We start from the raw sequence: 20,391 nt of genomic DNA, 5'->3' as shown, positions 1-20,391 counted from the left end.
CGCGAAGAAGGGCAAACCAAGGCACGCGCCTGCGCGGTTTCTCGCAAAAACCACGCGAGAAACCGCTTCGGGTGAAAGGGCGCGTGGAAAATCAAAAACAAAAACAAAACCCTGGGGGCAATCCCCCAGACCCCTTTTTTCTTTCAATAATCTTGAGCCCCGGGAGTATCTGGGCAGTTTCGATGCAAACACATCGTTTCCAGCGAGGGGGTGTCCAATTTTCAGGATGAAGCCAACCCATGTCCGACATGTCCATCGCCCTGCTGCGTTCACTCCATCGCGACATGCTGCGCATTCGTTTGACCGAGGAAGAGATCGTTCGCCGGTTTTGGGACGATGGTCAATCGATGCGCTGTCCGATTCACCTGTGTATTGGCCAGGAGGCGGTGGCGGTCGGGGTTTGCGCCCAGTTGGAAGTCCGGGACGGGGTGTTTGGCGCTCACCGGTCGCACGGCCATTATCTGGCGAAGGGGGGGGACCTCGATGCACTGGTTGCCGAACTTCATGGCCGGGTCGAGGGGTGCTGCGCGGGACGTGGTGGGTCGATGCATTTGATCGATCGCCGGGCGGGATTCATGGGGGCGACGCCGATTGTCGGCGCCACCGTGCCGCTGGCGGTCGGGGCGGCATGGGCCGAACAACGGCGCGGGACCGGAGCGATTGCCGTGGTATTCTTTGGTGATGGTTGCTTCGAGGAAGGGGTATTGCATGAATCGATGAACTTTGCCGTCTTGAAAAAGATTCCCGTCCTTTTCGTTTGCGAGAACAATCGGTGCGCGGTCTATACCGGACTGGGAGAACGGCAGCCCGACCGCTCGCTTGGCGGCGTGGCCCGGGCCCATGGGTTGAACGTGCATGAAGCGGATGGCAATGATGTGGAAGCGGTCTGGGAGGCGACGCGACAGGCGGTCGCCCAGGCCCGGGAGGGGGACGGTCCTTCCTTTCTGGAATTTTTTACCTACCGGGTGTTGGAACATTGTGGACCCAATAATGATGATGCCCTGGGGTATCGTGACCTGGATGAGATCGCCCTCTGGCGTGACCGTTGCCCCGTGGGTCTGACGGAACGACGTTTGCGCGAACGTGGGATTGCCGGGGAAACGTTGGCCGCAGTGCGCCGGGAATTGGCGGCGGAGGTGGAGGCGGCGTTCATCCGTGGCCGGAATGGGACCCATCCCGATGCGGCGCAGGCGGTCCTTGGGGTATTCGCTCCGGTTGCGGCATTGCCCGCGGCGGCGCCACCCATGATCCGGGAACGTCCCCTGACCTATGTTCAAGCCATCCGCGAGGCGACCCTTCAGGCGATGACCGCCTGTCCCGAGGTGTTCATCATCGGCGAAGGGGTTCCCGACCCCAAGGCGATTTTCGGTTCGACCCAGGGATTGCGGGACCTGTTCGGTCCCGAGCGGGTCATGGACATGCCGCTTTCGGAAAACGGAATGACCGGAATTGGCATCGGCGCCGCCCTGGGGGGGTTGCGACCGATCATGGTCCATCAACGGGTCGATTTTCTTTACCTGGCCATGGATCCGTTGGCCAACGTGGCGGCCAAATGGCATTACCTGTTCCGGCAACCGGTCCCCATGGTGGTGCGGACCTTGATCGGTCGCGGCTGGGGGCAGGGACCACAACATTCGCAGAGCCTTCAGGCGTTGTTCGGCCACATTCCAGGTATCAAACTGGTGATGCCGGTGACGCCCCAGGATGCCAAGGGGATGCTTCTTGCCGCCATCGATGATCCCAATCCCGTCATCTTTCTGGAGCATCGCTGGTTGCATGGAATCCAGGGTCATGTTCCCGAAGAGGCCTATCGGGTGGCCCTGGACCGGGGGCGGACGGTGCGTGAAGGCAGGGATGTCACCATCGCCGCCTTTTCCCACATGGTGCTCGAATCGCTCAAGGCGGCGGAGGTCCTTGCCCGGTTCGGAATCGAGGCCACGGTCATCGACATGCGTGTCGTCCAACCGCTCGACATGGAACCGGTCCTGAAATCGGTGCGGCAGACGGGATGGTTGCTGGTGGCCGATACCGGCTGGACGACCTTGGGAATGGGGGCGGAGGTCGTGGCGCGAACAGTGGAGGGGGCCTTTTCATCGCTCAAGGGGGCTCCGCTCCGGATCGCCCTGCCCGACCGGCCCGCCGCCACCGCCCCTGCCCTGACCTGCGATTATTATCCCGACGCCGAATCGATCGGTCTTGGGATCGTTTCTCTTCTGGGACGTCCCCTTCCCGTCAGGGAAATCGGCGAACAATTGCGTTGGCGCGGTCACCGCGATCAGCCCAATCCGGAGTTCACCGGCCCGTTTTGATGAAAGCGATCCGTTGAGCAACGGGCATGCCGGATATCCTCGAAATTTCAGCTTTGTGGATGTTCGCCAGCGGTCAACTTTTTGCGCAGGGGATCATGGGAATGAAACACCTGCTTGAAATGGTTGACCAGACGCCGGGTCCGTTTGTGTTCGATCAGTTCTTCCCGGAACAGGTTCTTGAATTTGCGCAGTTGTGCTTCATATTCCTCCACCCGCGACATCATCTTGCTGTGATCGTTTTGATATTCACTGGTCTCGCGCACCTGGTTGATCAACACCCGAATCCGATTGCGCAGGATCGTTTCGTGAACCGGCTTGGTCATGAAATCGAATACCCCAAGCTCAAAGGCCCAGTCGATGATGTCGCAGTCTTCCAGGGAGGTGACCATGATGACCGGGATGCGCCGTGTATTGGCATGCTGACTCAAGGCCTCGCAGGCAGTGAATCCATCCACATTGGGCATGAGCGCTTCGAGGATCAACAGATCGGGCGCGGTCTCGGACAATAACAGGTCCAGGTCTTCGCAGGTATCGTTTTCGAAAACCTCGAAACCATCGGCACTCAATACCTGGTTCATTCGTTGCCGAAATCCGGCATCGACATCGATGATCAATATGCGACCGGAGCCACCCGGAGCCATCCGGCAATGGTCCTTCAGGTCAAGATCGTTGCAGTGATTTCTTGTCATGGACTTCCCCTCATTGCTGTTCGTCTTGAAATGGAACCCTTTGGGTTCTCGTTGTATCCGACAATTGTCCGACGTTTGTTTGACAAGCAATAATAATGCCATAATTTCGATAATCCCGCGGGTGTCCCGTTTCATGGTGGGTGCTGGTGAAATAATGACGAAATGGCGCGTTTATGGCGCCATGAGTGTCATACATTTGTCGAACATGGACCAACCGATGACGGTTAACCATCATAATAGACGATTGGACGACATTTGCCCGGTTTATCGGACGGCGCCTTCCGCCGGTTCCGGAAAGCGTTCGCAAGAATTATTGATGTGTCAACGGGTTGTCGTGGCTCGGGAGGATCGTGACCGGACAGGAATCGATTCGAGGAAGTGTTGGCATCTTTCTTTCAAAGACAGACAACGTTTGCGATTGAATTTTAACATCCCGGGAAAGCATTCGGAACATCGATGGGAGACGGCTCATGAAAGTATCTGGCAATGATTCACGCGACCGACAGTCGATGCGACCTTGGACCATCCGTGATATTGACGATGAAACCCGAAAGTTGGTCATTCGTGCCGCGAAGCGGGAGGGGATGACCATTTCCCAGTGGGTCAACCGGGTGTTGGACGAACAGGCCCATGGAACCTTGAATCCGGCGCGTTCGATGAAAGGCTGTTCCCAGGTTCCGGGACGAATTCTGGATGAACTGCGGACCCTCAACCGGCGGTTGGACCGGGTGGAACGTCGCACCGCCATCGATGACGATCAGGATTGACTGGGGTTTCCATGGCGGTTGTCATCACCACGGCATTGCCCAAAAGCGACAAGGCAGGCAATCGATTGCCGCTGGCCGCGGGGGAATGGGTTGCGCAAGGGCGTTACCAGGTCCTTGGCCTGGTGGGGGAGGGATCGTTTGGTCAGGTCTATCGGGTTCGGGAGAGGGCCACGGGGGCCATTCGGGCGATGAAGCGGGCGCGTCATGTCAAGAATCGTCGCCTGTTCGCCACGGAACTGAAAAACCTGTCGCGCCTGAAAGGGGCGCCGCATGTGTTGCCCCTGTGCGATCATTTTGTCGATGAGGATGGCAGTGCCGTTTTCATCACCGATTATCTTGATGGCGGCAGTCTCAAGGAAGCGATCCTCGCCCGAGGCCGGTTGCGTGTCCCCGAGGCCTTGGCCATCCTCGATCAGATGACCCGGGCCCTGGCGGCGGCTCATGCCCTTGATCCTCCCATTCTGCATCGGGATATCAAACCTTCCAATATCTTGGGAAAAATAACCGGTGAAAATCGGGTGCGGTGGTTTCTTTCCGACTGGGGATTGGCGGTGGACTGGTCTGGTTCGCGCGAACCGGTGGTCTCGGGGACTTATGGTTATACCGCTCCCGAGGTCTGGGAACGGAAACGTTATCCCGCTTCGGACATCTATTCGCTGGGAATGACGTTGTTTTTCATGTTGTTCGGGCGACCGGCGTATGAAGGGGGGTCCACTTCGATTGGTCGGATGCAACGGGCCCACGAACCCGTCCGAATTGCCGATTCTTGTCCCGGGCGCCTCAGGGAGCTTCTTGAGGGAATGTTGCACAAGGACCCTGCCCGTCGTTTGTCTCTTGATGCGGTCATGAATCATTTTGGCCCGACGGGACAAAAACGCCGGGGAAGAACCCTGTTGCAGACCCGTCTGCCTGCGGGACGTCCGTGGCGCCTGTGCCTGGGAGAAGAGGTGTTCGATTTTTCATGGATTCCAGGAATCCTGGCCATGGAAAAGTGCCAGACCAATGGTGATGCTTTTTCTTCGGGTGGCAAGGGGGGGGCGTTTTTCGCGGATCCGGCCTCCTCCTGGAAATCGATGGAAGGTTTCTGGATGGGGCGTCATTGCGTGACCAGGAGACAGTTCGCGGCCTTCGTTCGGGAGACGGGCCATGTCACCCAGGCTCAGGCCCGGGGGTGGGGACGGGTCTGGGACGAGGAGGTGGGACGGTTCGTGGCCCGTGAGGGGGTCGATTGGCGTGCTCCCGGATTCGATCAGGAAGCGGACCATCCGGTTGTTCTGGTCAGTCATCGCGATGCCCGGGCTTTTGTCCGTTGGCTTTCGAACAAGGCGGGACGGATGTTGTTTCTCCCTTCGGCGTTCCAATGGGACCGGGCCTGTCGCGGTGCGGGTTTTCGTGGCGATCTGGCCAAAATTCGTCGGTTGATCGATCGGGGATGGGAAACCGGAAATCGGGCGCTCATGCGGACCATGTCGGTACATGATCCGGAGATTCTGGTCGATTCATGGGGATTGGCTGGCCTGTTCGGCAATGTATACGAATGGATTGGGGATCGGGAGCGGACCGGTGGCGACATGTTTCCGGATGATGAAAAAAAGGAAGATGAAATAAATCTGGGTAACGCCAGGGGGGTGCGCGGCTGCACCTGGTTTTCGTTGACTCCGTCCCTGGCCCGGGTGAGCCGCGGTTGGGCACGGGAGCATGAATGTGGCAACGGTCTGGGATTTCGGGTGGCGGGACTTTCCCTGCCGTGGGAATCCTGAACGCAAGGGCGGCAGGTTTGTTCGGGGGGGGTGCGATTCTGGGGGTAAATAATGCCAGATGGCTGTTTGATTGCAGGATGAAAATATAATTTTCTCAATTAATTCATATAGTAAAAAATTGGCAAAATATTTGCTTGAACCGTTTTGAACCGTGCTCCAGGGTCCGTTTCATGGTGAAAATGGGACCTGGAGGTCGAACATGTCGCTCGATGGGCGATGAACCCGGTTACGGAATAACGCTTCCATCCCCCAGGACGCACGGACCTGGCTTCAATATCTTGGGAGTTGAACATGGTGGGTAATCATCATCCAAACCAAAAGATCGTCGGTCTTCGGGAATTGGGGCAACAGGCCGAACGTTATCGGGAAGAGGGATTGAAGGTGGTCCTTTGCCATGGGACCTTCGACCTGATCCATCCCGGACACATCAGGCATTTGACCAAGGCGCGGCAATTCGGCGATCGTTTGCTGGTGACCACCACTGCCGACCGGTTCGTCATGAAGGGACCGGGACGACCGGTGTTTCCAGAGGCATTGCGCGCCGAAAGTCTGGCCGCGCTGGCGGTTGTGGATGGTGTGGCCATCGTCGAGGATACCACGGCCATCCCCGCCATACGGATCATTCGTCCCGGGGTCTATGTCAAGGGAAGCGACTATGCCGATGCCAGGGAGGACATTACCGGCAACATTCGCCGGGAAGAGGCGGAAGTCCATGCGGTGGGAGGCGAGGTCCGTTTTACCGACGATGTCACGTTTTCATCGAGCCGCCTCATCAACCAATACCTCGATGTCTTTACCCCCGAGACCCAGGCTTATCTCAATCGGTTCAAGGAGTGCCACCGCGAGAAGGAGCTGGTTGAATCGATACAGGCCCTGGGCCATCGGAAAATCCTGGTATTTGGCGAGGCCATCATCGATGAATACTGTATGACCGAGACCCTGGGATTGACAGGCAAGAGCCATACCGTCGTTTCCTGTCGTTACATCGACACCGAACAGTTCGCCGGCGGGTCTCTGGCGGTGGCCAATCATCTGTCGGGGTTTGTCGAACAGGTTGGTTTGATCACCGGGGTCGGACAGGACGAGCGGCAGAATGCCTTCATGAAGGAGGCCCTGGCCAATAATGTCGATGCCCGTTTCTTCAAATACGAAACCGCCCCGACCCTTGTCAAAAGGCGGTACGTCAATCATGATATTACAAAGCTTTTCGAAGTCTATTTTCAGGACCCCAATCCGTTGACTCCCCGTGTTGAAGCCGATCTATGTCAGTGGATCGCCGATCATGCGGGAGACTATGATGCGGTGGTCGTGGCCGATTATGGCAACGGCCTGATTTCACCGCTCATGGTCGAGGCCATCTGCAAACATGCCCGGTTTCTGGCGGTCAATACCCAGATCAACAGTGGCAATCATTGCCATCATGTCATCAATCGCTATCCGAGGGCCGATTTTATTTCGCTCAATGAATGCGAGGTGCGGCTGGCGACCCACAATCGCAGCGACCCCATGGAAGGATTGGCACGATCGATCGGCAAGCGGTTGTCGGCGCGGTGGATGGCCATCACCCAGGGGATGAAGGGGGCGGTACTTCTGGATATCGAATCGGGACGGACGTACAATGCCCCACCCTTGTCCACCCGGGTCGTGGACCGTATCGGCGCCGGCGATGCGTTTCTGGCCCTGGCCGGGCTGTGCCTTTCGGGCAATCTGTCACCCGAGGTCGCCTTGTTCGTCGGATCCGCCGCTGCCGCCATCGATGTCCAGATCGTCTGCAACCGCGAATGCATTCATCCGGTGACATTGTATAAATATATTTCAACTCTGATGAAATAAGGCAAGTCGGTCCAGGAACGCGGGGCATTCGGTCTGGAGCACCTTTGTCGCGGACGCGGGTCTCGTCGGTGATCAGCCTGGGGAGGAACGGATCGCGAATTCCTGCACCACCACATGCTTTTCTTCAATAGTGCGATGGAAAGTTTCAGGAACACGCGCCCATTCCACCACGTCAACCCGGATGGGCAGATCGCTTTCCGTGAAGGCTTCCTTCAGCGCGGCAACGCTAGGTATTTCCACCTGCGGATTCTCCGGGTTGCGCACTACCAGATCCAGATCGCTGGCCTCGTGGTTCTTGCCCGTCACCCGGCTGCCATAGGCCCACACCTCGGCGTCGGGCAGGAATTGCCGCAGCAAATTTTTCACCATCTCCAGATGGCGCGGAAGAATGTGCAGGGCAGAAGGATCAAGCCTGGTCATGGCCGAGCTTCTCTCTCAAGGTTGCTTCCAGTTTCCGGCTGTCGGCAATGAAGGCGGGCAATAACGTCATGGTCTCCTTGGCGAAACCCTCGCCGTAATCATGGGCAGTGAAGTTGCGGTTGGTGCGGTAGTTGAACCACCGTTCCACCTCCTCCAGGGTCATCAATCCATGGGTGGCCGCCAGCCGCAATACACCCCTGGCTGGCGTCTCGTCCAGCTTTCTGGGCCCGTAACCAAACTCGATCAGGGCCTTGCGCAACAGCTTGTGTGCGGTCTCCTGGGCCAGCTCGTACCCTTTTACAATGGCGTTGCGGAAAATCTCGTGATCGATACTGCCCGGAACGGCCTGATTGTATCGCTCGACGGAGGCCTCCAGCGTCTGAATGCATCTAAGCAAATGGTCTGTATTCAAATTCATGATGATATTCAGTCTTTTGCCAGGGGATTGACACTTTCGCACTTTGCAAGGCTGCGAATCTTCCCGGGCCCTGTAGGATTGCAATAGGGCATTTTTTCCGTTTTCATCTTCTCGAATCCATCTACGGGACTTGAAAATCGAGGAGGATCCGAATGGTTACCCCAACTTTTCCCCATCGCGAATACTTTACCTTCGCTTCGATTTCCCGCACAATCCCTATTCCTGATTGATCGTTGGAAATACAGGATACACTTTGGTTTCAGGAGGAAACGATGTCGCGGGAAAAAGTGCGTAATCGGTGGTTTGTCGTGGTCGGGGCGGTGCTCATTCAACTGTGTCTGGGCGCCATCTATGCCTGGTCCGTATTCACTCCTGCCTTGATCGCGGCAGGCTGGACCAAGCTCGATACCCAGATTGTCTTTTCGGTGGGACTGGCCACCTTTGCCCTGGTCATGGCCTTCTCCGGCAAGAAACTTCCCATTTGGCGGCCCCATCGTCTGGCCCGGATATCCGGGGTCACCCTGGGGTTGGGTTATTTCCTGGCGGGCCTTCTGGGGGGTACCGGATTCTGGCCGGTCCTGATCGGTGTCGGATTGATCGGTTCCGCCGGCATCGGCGTGGGCTATGTCGTCCCGATTGCCGTGGGAATGCGCTGGTTTCCCGATCACAAGGGGTTGATCACCGGTCTGGCCGTCGCTGGATTCGGCTTTGGCGCCCTGGGTTGGGTCAAGATTGCCGGAGACTGGGGCCATCTGATCGAGTCCATGGGCCTGGGCAATACCTTCATGATCTATGGGGTGGTTTTCATCCTGCTGGTCCTTCTTGGCTCCTTGTGGATGCACATGCCTTCGCCCCAGTGGTCTCCTGCCGGTTATACCGCCCCGTCGGCCACGGCGGGCGAAGGGAGTGACAATTTTTCCATCATCGACATGCTCCATACCCCTCAGTTCTATCTGATCTTCCTGACCTTCACCGTCAGCGCCGGCGCCGGACTCATGGCCATCGGCCTGATGAAGCTCTATCCCATGGAAGCCCTTCAGGCTGCCGGATACTCCAAGATCGAAGCCAGCGCCATCTCCGGAACCGCAATGGCGGTCTTTTTCAGTCTGGCCAATGGCATCGGACGCATCGTCTGGGGGATCGTCAGTGATTGGATGGGGCGGAAACGCTCGGTGATCCTCATGACCCTGTCGCAAGGAATCGTGTTTTTCGCCTTTTCATCAATGGCGGGCAATGAAGCCATGCTCTATCTCGGAGCCACCCTGATCGGCTTTAATTTCGGCGGCAACTTTGCTCTTTTTCCCGCCCTGACGGCCGATGAGTTCGGTAACAAGACGGTCGGACAGAATTATCCTCTGGTCTTTCTTTCCTATGGTGTCGGTGGCATTCTCTTTCCCATCCTCGGGGGAATCCTTGGCGACATGGACAATTTTCCTCTCGCTTTTTCCATCTGCGGCGTTGCCTGCATCATGGGTGCCGGATGCAGTGCCATCCTTTTTCCACCCCATTTGGATGAAGCCCACAGACCGTTGAGCTTTCATGGTTTTCTTCACCAGTTCCATGTCTTCGACCATGAAAAGGGCCAGGAGCCGCATCATTGACGGCAATCGGATCGTCTTGGGCCTATTGGTCTTGTTATCGGTGAATGGTCAAACCGACGATTGAAGATCGAAGATCAAGGGGTGGTTCGGGAACGGGGGAAAACGATTTTCCCCGTTCCCGGTTGGCGATCTATTTCATTTCCCAGACGCCATCCGCATTGCGACATGCCGTTTGTGTGGCCCGTTCCCGGCGACCATCGATGATGGTATCGATTTCCACATCCCGGCAATCCTTGCCGTTGACCCGACGTGCCGGAAGCGGCGTTACCGCGTAATGGTGGCCCGTGTCGGGATTGGTCCATTCACTGACTTCATGGGACCGTCCCGTCTCCAGGGCCCGGCTGACCTGGAGTCGATCCGATTTATCCATTTCGTTGCCGACGGCGTAACCCAACAGACCACCGACCGCGGCGCCGATCAGGGCGTTTTGTTCTTTGTTTTTGGAAGGTCCCACCAGACTGCCGATCAATCCTCCACCGAGGGCTCCCAGACCGGCGCCACTTTGTGCCTTGGATTCACATCCGCTGATGAATGCGGCGGGAAGGATCAAGGACAGACTCAAAGCCAAGCCCCGGCCCATGGCTGAAAAACGCTTCATTGTTTCCTCCTGGGAAAAAAAACGGAAAAATAACGGGATCCTGAAAGGAAAAAACCTTCCAGACCTGAGCGCAAAATTACATTAACTTCCGTGCCGGGGCAACGGGTGTTCGGATGTCGTTGCCAGTGGGGTGCTTCTGCCCGGGGTATTTGGGCAGTTACCAATAATTGAACCCCGGAAAGTACCTGGGCCGTTACTTGTTTTCTTCCTTTCCCAATTTCAGAAAAAGCGGTTGTCCTCCTTTATGCGCGGAAATTCGTGCCAGATGTTTTCCCTTGTCCAGGATGAGGGCCTCATCCTCGGCCATGGCAAGGCGCAGCGTCGCCAGACCAAAGCGAATATGGACGGGAAAACCTTTGGTTCCCTGCAAACGATCCAGAATCCGTTCCTTGATGATTCCCGCGACCGGGACATCGACAAGCGTTTGCGACAACAGGATGGCGATGGTTTCCTCACCGATGTGGAAGGGCAGCCCGATCTCAAGTTTATGAATCCGACGACCGAGAAATCCAAGGATGCGGCAGATTTCCGATCGAGATAATGCAGGTCTGGCCTCGGGGTCCGCATCCAGATGGAGAAAAAGAATGCCCTGGTGATCTTGGGACGAAAGGCGCTTGCGGTGTTCCGTCAGGGCAAAACGATTGCCCAACCCGGTAAAAATATCGATCAACTCCTGATCCCGGGAATGTAACAGTTGCAGATCCGCTTTCCGGAACAATCCGTTCAGTTCGGAAATGGCATGTTCCGCCTTGTGAATGTTGTTCTGGGCCGCCTCCATGGCCTTGCGCAATTCCCGGGCTTCGAACAGCAGATTTTCGATGAAGGGGGGAAGTTTGACTGGCAATTCCTCCGGACCATCGAGAAGTTCCATCAGTTTTTTCAAACCGTCGACAGGGTGATGGATGCGTTCGGCCGTCTGAATCAGGGTCTCGGTCAGACGCAGCAGGGGTTGTCTTTGCCGTTGCCACTCCCGTTCCCGCCGCCGCTTCTGGCGATCCAGTTCCATGATGAAAGAATCGACCGCTTCATCGATTTGCCGCCATCCCGGGGGCTGGGAATGGTTGGAAACCATGACCGCGGAAAATCCGGGAAGCTGCTGCAACAACTGGAACAGATGTTTTGCTTCCTGATGTGATTCCTGGGGGGACTGGGAATTTCCGGGAGGGAAAGGGGTCGATTCCGCAAGAATTCGCGAAACCGTTTGCGTCACTTCGTTCGGATCGATGCCGGGATTGCGCTGGATCCGGGTGATGAGCCTCTTGAGATTCGATTCCAGTTCGACATTCCCTTGAAGTGCCGGACGCAAGGCATGTTCCAGCAATAGAACGGCGGCTTGTTGAAAATAAAACACTTCACGATCGTTGACCCCGTGCAGCATCATCTCTTTGACGACGCCCAGGGCTTCGGGGTGACGAAAGGGGACTTCAAGCAGAAGTTCCCGCAGTTTTTCCATCGATCGCATGGTTTCAATCAAGGATGATCTCCTCGGATGCCGTTGTGACTTCGGAGGTGGTGATCGATGGCGAGGTCAACGTTGGCTCCACCGGACCCAGGTCGTCGGTTATGCGGGTGACCTGGACCATGATCTCTTTGATGGTCATCCCTTGTTGGAAAGGAAAACCGCTACAGATGATTTTCGGATGGAGGTTTGCCGCGGGATCGATCATCTCGATTTCAGCGGCCAGCGAGTGGTGCAGGGTATCCATCAGTTCCCGACATCGTTTGGCGCCTGTTTTCGGCAACAGCAGACCCAGACGGTCCGGAGCGATTCGCGCGATGAAATCGGATTGTGACAGATGATGACGAATGCATGTGGCGGTGTTTTGCATCAGATCATCCAATGATTCCCGGGCTTCGCGGGAAAGTCGGGATGGGTGGGTCTTGACGCGAACGACACCGAGCGAGAAGATTTCTCCCAGGTGGCTTGCACGATCGAGCAGGCGATTCAACCGGGCCGAAAAACTCGAGTGATCCGACAGACCGGTTCGGGGGTCGATAAAACTGGCGGTTTGACTGGCCGTGATTGCCAGTTCCAGTTCGTCGATCCTTTTTTTCAGGGTGATCCCCTTTTCCCGGCAGCCATCGAGGAGTTGACCGATCCGTCCCGCTTCCCGCATCCAGTCTTCCGTGTGTTCGATGACCCGCGCCATTCGAGCGCTTCGGTCTTTCGTTTCCGGCGGTTCCATTTTTCGCTGGAAGAGGGCGCTGGTTTGATCGTTTGTCGCGGGGTGGGCAAACATCTCTTCCAAACCGGTTTCCAAACGACGCCAGGCATTGTCCCACAGCCGTTCGTCATCCCGTTTCCCAGGGGACTCCGTTTCCACGGGCACTTTCGATTCCAGTATCTTGAACACCTGCGCCATCGAAGGTGGTTCCGGGGAGAGCGATTGCAGTCGGATTCGGATCGGCGGGGCCTCTTCGGCAAGAATCTTCAAGGCTTCGATGATTTTTCCCGGCAATTCTTTCCGCGGGTCGTGATTTTCCCGGAGAGGGCGTTCTGGAAGGGTTCGCGACAAAAGAGGGGTACATGTTCGGGCAAACAGGGTGGGATCGCGGGTTTCCTCCAGGAGCCGGCGGCATTCACCAAGGGCTGATCGAAATGATTCGTGATCCACGTACCATTGTTCCAGGGTGGAAAACAATCCTTCAATCATGGCTTTCCCATGATGTCGTTCTTCGGCGCATATTCCGGTGCTTCGGGCTTGTTCGATGAGACTCAAGGCACGAGGGAGGTCGGGTTTTTTTTCCTTGAGAAGATCATAGAGGGTTTCGATCAGGGTGATGGTTGACATGGTCCCTCCTCAATGTCGGGACTGAGAAATGTCCATGATGTATATAAAAAATATTAAAAGAAAAAAGGGATCTGGGGGATTGCTCCCAGGGTTTTGACTTTGTTTTTACGCGCCATTCGGGTGAAATGGCGCGTGAAAAACAAAATCAAAAGAAAATTCAAAAGAAGAATCAAAACCCTGGGGACAATCCCTTAAGACCCCTTTTTTCTTTCAATAATTCCGACCGGGGCACTGGGCAGTTACCAATATTTTTTATATTTCTTAACTATTCGGAAACTGAACCAACCCTGGGAGCACGCCCGGAAGCCGGTTGTTCCTCTTCCAGGCCATCACCGTCAATTTTCTCCACCGGGTCCACGGAACCTGGCCGGACGGTCGCTTTCCGTTCTTCCAAAACAGGGACCGGTTTGGTTTCCTTGGTCAATGAAGGTTGGGTAAGAAAATGCGAAAGGCGTGCCAGTTCAATTCCCTTGCCGCGAAGCGAGGGCAACCAATCCCGCAGGGCATCGAGGGTCGCCTGATGCGGATGTCCGATCCCGATCGATCGCCCATGGCTTTTGGCGATGGTGACAAGCTCTTCGAGCCTTTTCAGGATGGCCTGCTTGTCCTGCACATTGTCGATGAACACATCCCTTCGGGCAGTGGGAATATCCATGGCCCTGGCTCTGCTTTCGGCAACGGAACGGGCGGAGGTCCGACTGTCGAAAAAAATCAGGCCACGCGGTTTGAGAAACCTCATGACCGCATCCATGACCCTGGAATCATTGGTAAGGTGGGAACCCATGTGGTTGTTAAGGCCGATGGCATTCGGAAAAAGTTTGAAGTTCTCCTTGAGAATCTCCTGAATCCGATCCTCGGACATCGATGAAAAAAGGGCTCCCGGTCCCGGATCGATTCCGGGATACCCCTGGGGTTGCATCGGTTGATGGAGAATCAGCTCCCGGCCCGAAGCGCGGGCCATTTCAGCAACCTCCTTCGAAGAACCACCTCCCGGCAAGACCGCCAGCGTCAAATCGGCGGGCAGCAGGACGATGGCCTTGGAAATGGGTCGGTTGTATCCCAGATCGTCGATGACCAGGGCAATCCGTGGTCCCGACGACTGTTTCCAAGTCGTTGCCAACGGCACGGATCGTTGGTCGTGCTTTTCCGGCGGTGGCTCCACCGTGGGCAATTCTTCTTCATACAAAATTTCCTGTCCACCTTCCGGCGCTACGGAAGAGTGATCTTTTTTTTCCCCTGTCGCCCGCGGCGGGGATGCGCTCGTGGCCTCCGGTTCCGGTTTCAAACGGGTGGCTGGCCGTAATGTGGGATCGGAGGTCGTGTCACCTTTTTCAGGTTCCTTTTCCGGGAAGGAATCTTCCAACATGGAGTTGATGAACGGATCGGGAAGAAAAGATTTTGGCACGATGTCGCCCGGCATGATTCCAGGCCCGGGAGCCGAAGGCGGTGTGGAATGTTCCGGAGATGCCGTGTCTGTGGTGGTGGCGGGTTCCGTATGCAGATCGGTAAAACCATCCCTGGCTGGAATGATGGTCTTCTCCTGGGAAGAAAGCGCTCCGCTTTCCGGAAAGGATCGTTCCGTTGAACCAGGTTTTTCATCCATTGGCGCGGTAATCCGTCCGCCCGAGGTCGCGACGGAAGGATCGCCTGAAATCAAAGCCTCGGGAGAACGCGCTTCCGATACCGCTGCCGAACCCGATCTTGCGGGTTCGGCAGCGGCGGGAACGGATTCCTTCGGAAGGGGATTGGCGGGACCGCGAAGACCCGGATCATGTTCCATGATCCAGAAGGCGCCGGCCAGAAGGCCAATGATCAGAAAAAACGACGCCAGGTAGAACAATCTGCTTGAAAAAAAAGGCCGTTTTTCCGGGTTGGATTCTCCCAAGGACCGATCCCCTTATTTCCGGGCCAGGTTGTTCCAGGCATTGCCGGGGAGACGGCTTTGCAATACCTGAAATCCACGAAGCAGGTCCAAGGCCCGTTGCAACTGGTAATCTTCCTTGCTCCGACCGGTCACCTGATCCTTGTTGGGTTCCGCCTCGGAATCCGCCTCGGGACGGGGGTCGGAGATGGGAGCGGTGGGGGCGACAGGAGCGGCAGGGGTGGAAGTAACGGGAACCTCTTCCTTTTTCTTCTTTTTCGGTTGTGATTTCGTGGATTCGCCATCCTCCAGATGACCGCGAAGATCGGCTTCGGTGGTGTTGGGTTGATTTTTGCGCAAACCGCCAATGTCCAGATCCTCGACCACGATGTCGGGATCGATCCCCTTGGCCTGGATGGAGCGACCACTGGGAGTATAGTATTTGGCGGTGGTCAACCGCAGTCCCGATCCATCAGACAGGGGGATGATGGTCTGCACCGACCCCTTGCCAAAGGACCGCGTCCCCATGATCACCGCACGGTGATGATCCTGAAGGGCACCGGCGACGATTTCCGAAGCGGATGCGGAACCGGCATTGATCAAAACTACCATGGGGGCGTTGCCGATAAGATCACCCGCCTGGGCTTCGAAGGACATGTCCTTGCCCTCGATTCGTCCCTTGGTGTAGACAATGTTGCCCTTGTCGAGGAATCCATCCGCCACCTGAACCGCCTGATCAAGTAAACCACCCGGATCGTTGCGCAGGTCGAGGACCAGTCCCTTGAGTTTGCTCCCCGCGGTCTTGGTCAGTTCGGCGATGGCCTCCTGAAGCAGCGGATAGGTCTGTTCGTTGAACTGGATGATCCGGACATAACCGATCTTGTCCCCTTCGAGGCGCCATTTGACGCTGCGAATCTTGATGATCGCCCGGGTGATCTTGAAGGTGAGCGGCTTGGTTTCTCCCTGACGGATGACCGTCAGGCTCAGGGCAGTCCCCGGTTTGCCGCGCATTTTCTTGACGGCGTCCATCAAGTCCATTTCCTCGGTGCTCTCATCCTCGATCTTGATGATGAGATCACCCGCTTTCATTCCCGCTTCGAAGGCAGGGGTGTCCTCGATGGGAGACACCACCCGGATGCCCCGGTCGGCCTGGGTGATCTCGATTCCCAGACCGCCGAATTCCCCTTTGGTATCGACCCGCATCTCCTTGAAATTGTCCGGATTCAAGAAGGAGGAGTGCGGATCGAGCGCTTTGAGCATTCCCTGAATGGCGCCATAGAGGATCGATTTTTCATCCACCTCCTCGACATAGTTCAACTTGATCAGCCGGAATACCTCGGAAAACACCCTGAGTTTTTCATAGGTGACTTGACTGACCGCCATGACATTGGTACTGAACAGGTGGAGACCAAGGAGGACGGCCACGATGGAGACCATGAAAAGGGTCGATCTGGGACTTTTGAATAAGCCTTTCATTGTTTTTTCCGTAAAAAGACTGTTATCTGGCCAAAAGAACGAAATCGGTCAGTCGTCACCGATCCGCCAACGGATTGTTGTCATCAAGAACCAAGCCAAACGCGCGGATTGACCGATCGACCCTTGTCCCTGATTTCGAAATAAAGACCCGAAATCCCCTCCAGGGAACCGGTATCACCCGATTCGGCGATTTTTTCCTGGGCCTCGACCCAGTCTCCAGGGGCGACCAGCAGTTTGCGGTTGTGCCCGTAGAGGGAATAGACATGGTCGCCATGGTTGAGGATGATGAGCAGACCATATCCGCGAAACCAGTCGGCGTAAACCACCTGTCCTCGATAGACCGCCCGAATGGCGGTATCGCTTTCCACCGGATAGAAAAGGCCGGGGGGACGATTTTGTCCCGGACGATCCTTGACGGGTGGGGGGAGTTGTCCTTTCTTTTGACTGATGCGTTCGAATTCCTGCCGGGTGGCCGCATGGTCATCCGCGGGGGCGGTTGACGCGGCGGGTTGTGAGTGTCGGCGATTCTCCCTTGGCGGTTCCTTTTCTTCCGTGGCGACCGGGGAGGGGTCATCAAGGGCGTCGTGAAGTTTGTCCACGAAGGCCCCGAGGATGCCACGGGCGCGTTGGAGTTCCATGACTTTTTGTTGGTGCAGGTTTTTCTTTTCCCGGATACCGGCAAGCAGGCGGGAACGCTCCTGTTTTTTGTTGTCAAGTTCGACCATGCGGACGGCAAGCGCGTCGGCGAGGGTTTGTGTCCTGGCCAGGAGCGCTTTGTGATTTTCAGTAATTTGCCGCAGTTTTTCAAGGTTTTCGGTATACTGTTGGAATTGTTTGTTGCGCGCCTGGATCATTCGGCCATGATAGAGGAATCCCTGACGCGCCTGGCTGAAGTTTTCCTGGGAGAGGACGATCTTGAGAATACCCTGTCCTCCCAGGTGGTACATGAGGCGGAGGTGGAGGGCCAGGTCCGCCTTTATTTTTTTTTGCTCCGCCGTCAGCGAGTCAATTTTTTCGGCCAGTTGGGGCAGTTCTTCGCGAGCGGTTTGGACCTGGGCGGCCAGGTTTTCCTTTTGGGTTGCAAGATCCAGGAGTTGTTGGTCGAGGAGTTCCAATTCGCCCAGGAGTCCCTGTTCCAATCCCTGATGTTCCTGGAGTTCCCTGGCTTCGTTGCGCAGGCTTTTCAGGGTTTGGTTGAGTTTGAGGCGATGGCGTTGGAGTTGGAGTTGCGATTCGGGGGAGGCCAGGGCCTGGAATCCGGGCATGGCGGCCAGAAGGAGCCCCAATCCGAAGAACAACGCCTTCCCTGGCGTTGTTTTCTCCGGTATCGGACGCATGTCAGGCGGCAACCTTGTCCTTGGTGAAATGGACCAGCGAGGTCCCGGTCATTTCCTTGGGTTGCGGCAGCCCCATGAGGGTCAGGATGGTGGGGGCGACATCGCAGAGGGCGCCATTGGCGAGTTGGACACCTGGACGACCAAGAAAAATGAGGGGTGCGGGATTGTTGGTATGGGCGGTATGGGGTTGTCCGGTCGTCTCTTCGAGCATGCAGTCGGCGTTGCCGTGATCGGCGGTGATGAGCATTTCGCCACCGGCCTTGCGGACGGCGGCGGCGATGCGACCGAGGCATTGATCGACGGTTTCGATCGCCTTCAGGGCGGCGGTCATGATGCCGGTGTGACCGACCATGTCGGGGTTGGCGTAATTGATGATGATCAGATCATAAAGTCCCCCCTCGATTTTGGGGAGAACGGCATCGGTGAGTTCGATCGCCGACATTTCCGGTTTGAGGTCGTAGGTGGCCACCTTGGGAGAGGGGATGAGGAGGCGATCTTCGCCGGGGAACTCCTTTTCCTCGCCACCGTTGAAGAAGTAGGTGACGTGGGCGTATTTTTCGGTTTCGGCGGCGCGCAGTTGTTTCAGGCCGGCATTGGCGATTTCCTCGCCGAGGATGCGGGTAAGGTTTTCGGGTGGGAAGCCGATTGCGACTCCTGCCAATCCTTCTTCATACTGGGTGAGGGTGAAATAACCCAAGCGTTGCGGAACGACTTTGCGTTCGAAGCCGGTGAAAGCGCCCGGGCCCTGGCGGGGATCGAGGAAGGCGTGACTGATTTCGCGGACGCGGTCGGCGCGAAAGTTCATCATCAGGATGGCGTCGCCGTCCTTGACCCGGGTGTGCATGGGGTCGCCATCACCAATGACGGTGGGGAGGACGAATTCATCGTTTTCATCGCGGGCGTAGGCGTTCTTGACCCCTTCGGTGGCGGTAGCGGCGTTTTGGCCGATTCCCTGGGTGAGCATGTCGTAGGCCTTGACGACCCGTTCCCATCGTTTGTCGCGGTCCATGACCCAATAGCGACCGGACAGGCTGACGATACGACCGGCGCCGATGGTGGCGAGTCCTTTTTCGAAGTCCTGGATGAATTCGAGGGCGGACCGTGGCGGCGTGTCACGGCCATCGAGAAAACCGTGAATGAAAATATTCTTGATTCCCTGGGCATGGGCTGCTTCTACGACCGCGAGGAAATGATCGGTATGGGAATGGACGCCACCGGGGGAGAGCAATCCCATCAGGTGGACGGTGCCGTTGGCTTTCCGGGCTTTTTCGATGACCGAAAGCAGGGCGGGATTGGTGTGCATGGACTTGTTCTTGACTGCCAGATTGATGCGGGTGAAATCTTGATAGACAATCCGACCGGCGCCAAGATTGGTATGGCCGACTTCGGAGTTACCCATCTGACCGTCGGGAAGGCCGACATGTCCGGCACAGGTTTCGACCTTGGAATGAGGACATTCACGCAGCCACTGGTCATAATTGGGTGTATTGGCCAGAAGGATGGCGTTGTTGTCCCGGGTATCCCGAATACCCCAGCCGTCCAGGATCACGAGTGTCATCGGTTTGGGTCTCATGTTCAATCAATTCCTTGCCTGTGAAGTGATGCCGCGCCGGAATCAAGCGACGGCCTGGAGACAGTCCGGTTTCAAGACCTTGAGAATGGCCGGCGTCCATGCCATCGATGAAATGCTACCGGCTGAATGGATTCCAGCCGCCAAGAATGCCAGAAAATTCACGGAAACGCCCTTCTTTTTTTCTTCCTCATGGATTGCCGGACGCATTTTTTTTCGATTCGGGATCGATGTATTGATTTTTCGGGATTCGATCGACCTTCTTGCAGTCGATCTTCCTTTCAATGTCTTGTGTACCGTGGGCAATTGCGTTAAGGTTCCGGGGATCTTGACCGGTACGTGGCCGACCCGCGGACTCCCGTGGACCATGACGTGTACCTCAAGTCGATGCCACCACCAGGAGAAGTGCCGGAGCGGTTGAACGGGACGGTCTCGAAAACCGTTGTGGGGGAAACTCCACCCAGGGTTCGAATCCCTGCTTCTCCGCCATTTTAATCGTTTAATATCAAGGCATTAAAAAACGTGCCGTCAAATATGTGACCGTGTTGTGACCAAAAAATCAGCCACCTTTGGCTGTGTTCCTGTCTTTGTCCATCCTGGATTTTCCGATGATCTTCTGTCCTGCGCCTGGGTCTATTTCTGGGATCCATCGTCCATAGCGTTGCCGGATCATCGCCCAATCCTTGTGGCCCATTTGTTGGGCAACCCACATGGGATTTTCTCCAGCGGAAAGCAGCATGGATGCGTAGGTATGCCTCGTCTGGTAGAGGTTTCGATAGATGACGCCAGTGCGTTTAAGCGTTGGTTCCCAAACCAAGCGGCGGACCTGGTTGTCGTCGATCCAGGGAAGGCCGTTCCTGGAATTGCGAAATATGACACCACCTTCAGACTTCCTGATCCCTCGTTCTTTCCAGTTGGCACTTTTCCGACGAATATTACACCAATTCGTAAATCAATTTA

At 56.3% G+C, this 20,391-nt stretch carries 15 protein-coding genes and 1 tRNA gene; 6 read left to right on the top strand and 10 right to left on the bottom strand.

Annotation, left to right across the window (positions count from 1 at the left end; all coding sequences use genetic code 11):
* Positions 1–239: 239 nt before the first annotated feature.
* Positions 240–2,309 carry a dehydrogenase gene (locus tag HQL76_16290; protein MBF0110727.1) on the top strand — a complete coding sequence of 690 codons (2,070 nt, stop codon included), beginning with the start codon at positions 240–242 and terminating at the stop codon, positions 2,307–2,309.
* A 47-nt stretch (positions 2,310–2,356) separates the two neighbouring features.
* Here the strand turns inward: HQL76_16290 and HQL76_16285 are convergent, their stop codons facing one another.
* Positions 2,357–2,998, bottom strand: a complete 642-nt coding sequence (locus tag HQL76_16285; protein ID MBF0110726.1) for a response regulator — start codon at positions 2,996–2,998, stop codon at positions 2,357–2,359.
* A 470-nt stretch (positions 2,999–3,468) separates the two neighbouring features.
* Between HQL76_16285 and HQL76_16280 the strand changes: the two genes are divergently transcribed.
* The 3 genes from HQL76_16280 (at position 3,469) to HQL76_16270 (ending at position 7,358) form a co-directional block, all read left to right on the top strand.
* Positions 3,469–3,765, top strand: a complete 297-nt coding sequence (locus HQL76_16280) for a hypothetical protein (GenBank protein MBF0110725.1) — start codon at positions 3,469–3,471, stop codon at positions 3,763–3,765.
* Between the two features lie 11 nt (positions 3,766–3,776).
* Positions 3,777–5,525, top strand: coding sequence for an SUMF1/EgtB/PvdO family nonheme iron enzyme (locus HQL76_16275; protein ID MBF0110724.1), 1,749 nt, complete (start codon positions 3,777–3,779; stop codon positions 5,523–5,525).
* A gap of 291 nt (positions 5,526–5,816) precedes the next feature.
* Positions 5,817–7,358 (top strand): adenylyltransferase/cytidyltransferase family protein, encoded by a 1,542-nt coding sequence (locus HQL76_16270; GenBank protein MBF0110723.1) that lies wholly within the window; start codon positions 5,817–5,819, stop codon positions 7,356–7,358.
* A gap of 72 nt (positions 7,359–7,430) precedes the next feature.
* On the opposite strand, the gene HQL76_16265 is transcribed toward HQL76_16270, so the two are convergent.
* Both HQL76_16265 and HQL76_16260 read right to left on the bottom strand, forming a co-directional pair.
* Positions 7,431–7,778, bottom strand: coding sequence for a nucleotidyltransferase domain-containing protein (locus HQL76_16265; GenBank protein MBF0110722.1), 348 nt, complete (start codon positions 7,776–7,778; stop codon positions 7,431–7,433).
* Positions 7,765–8,196 carry a nucleotidyltransferase substrate binding protein gene (locus HQL76_16260; GenBank protein ID MBF0110721.1) on the bottom strand — a complete coding sequence of 144 codons (432 nt, stop codon included), beginning with the start codon at positions 8,194–8,196 and terminating at the stop codon, positions 7,765–7,767. Before HQL76_16260 ends, HQL76_16265 begins: the two co-directional genes overlap by 14 nt.
* Positions 8,197–8,468: 272 nt before the next feature.
* Here HQL76_16260 and HQL76_16255 point away from each other — a divergent pair, with 272 nt between their 5' ends.
* Positions 8,469–9,797: an OFA family MFS transporter gene (locus tag HQL76_16255; protein ID MBF0110720.1), complete on the top strand. Its 1,329-nt coding sequence runs from the start codon at positions 8,469–8,471 to the stop codon at positions 9,795–9,797.
* A gap of 130 nt (positions 9,798–9,927) precedes the next feature.
* On the opposite strand, the gene HQL76_16250 is transcribed toward HQL76_16255, so the two are convergent.
* From HQL76_16250 to HQL76_16220, 7 genes are all read right to left on the bottom strand, one after another.
* Positions 9,928–10,377: a glycine zipper 2TM domain-containing protein gene (locus tag HQL76_16250; protein ID MBF0110719.1), complete on the bottom strand. Its 450-nt coding sequence runs from the start codon at positions 10,375–10,377 to the stop codon at positions 9,928–9,930.
* 211 nt (positions 10,378–10,588) lie between these two features.
* Positions 10,589–11,869, bottom strand: a complete 1,281-nt coding sequence (locus HQL76_16245) for a hypothetical protein (GenBank protein MBF0110718.1) — start codon at positions 11,867–11,869, stop codon at positions 10,589–10,591.
* On the bottom strand, positions 11,862–13,187 hold the full coding sequence (locus HQL76_16240; protein ID MBF0110717.1) for a GGDEF domain-containing protein: 1,326 nt from the start codon (positions 13,185–13,187) through the stop codon (positions 11,862–11,864). Before HQL76_16240 ends, HQL76_16245 begins: the two co-directional genes overlap by 8 nt.
* A gap of 265 nt (positions 13,188–13,452) precedes the next feature.
* Complete coding sequence (locus tag HQL76_16235) at positions 13,453–15,072, bottom strand: divergent polysaccharide deacetylase family protein (protein MBF0110716.1); 1,620 nt, start codon at positions 15,070–15,072, stop codon at positions 13,453–13,455.
* A gap of 12 nt (positions 15,073–15,084) precedes the next feature.
* On the bottom strand, positions 15,085–16,524 hold the full coding sequence (locus HQL76_16230) for a S41 family peptidase (GenBank protein ID MBF0110715.1): 1,440 nt from the start codon (positions 16,522–16,524) through the stop codon (positions 15,085–15,087).
* Positions 16,525–16,607: 83 nt separating this feature from the next.
* Positions 16,608–17,861 (bottom strand): peptidoglycan DD-metalloendopeptidase family protein, encoded by a 1,254-nt coding sequence (locus tag HQL76_16225; GenBank protein ID MBF0110714.1) that lies wholly within the window; start codon positions 17,859–17,861, stop codon positions 16,608–16,610.
* 1 nt (position 17,862) lies between these two features.
* Complete coding sequence (locus HQL76_16220; GenBank protein ID MBF0110713.1) at positions 17,863–19,434, bottom strand: 2,3-bisphosphoglycerate-independent phosphoglycerate mutase; 1,572 nt, start codon at positions 19,432–19,434, stop codon at positions 17,863–17,865.
* A 396-nt stretch (positions 19,435–19,830) separates the two neighbouring features.
* On the opposite strand from HQL76_16220, the gene HQL76_16215 reads away from it, so the two are divergent.
* A tRNA-Ser gene (locus tag HQL76_16215) sits at positions 19,831–19,920 on the top strand.
* Positions 19,921–20,391 lie beyond the last annotated feature (471 nt).

The organism is Magnetococcales bacterium (genome assembly GCA_015228815.1).
GTDB lineage: Bacteria > Pseudomonadota > Magnetococcia > Magnetococcales > UBA8363 > UBA8363.
This window is presented reverse-complemented; position numbering and strand designations above follow the sequence as displayed.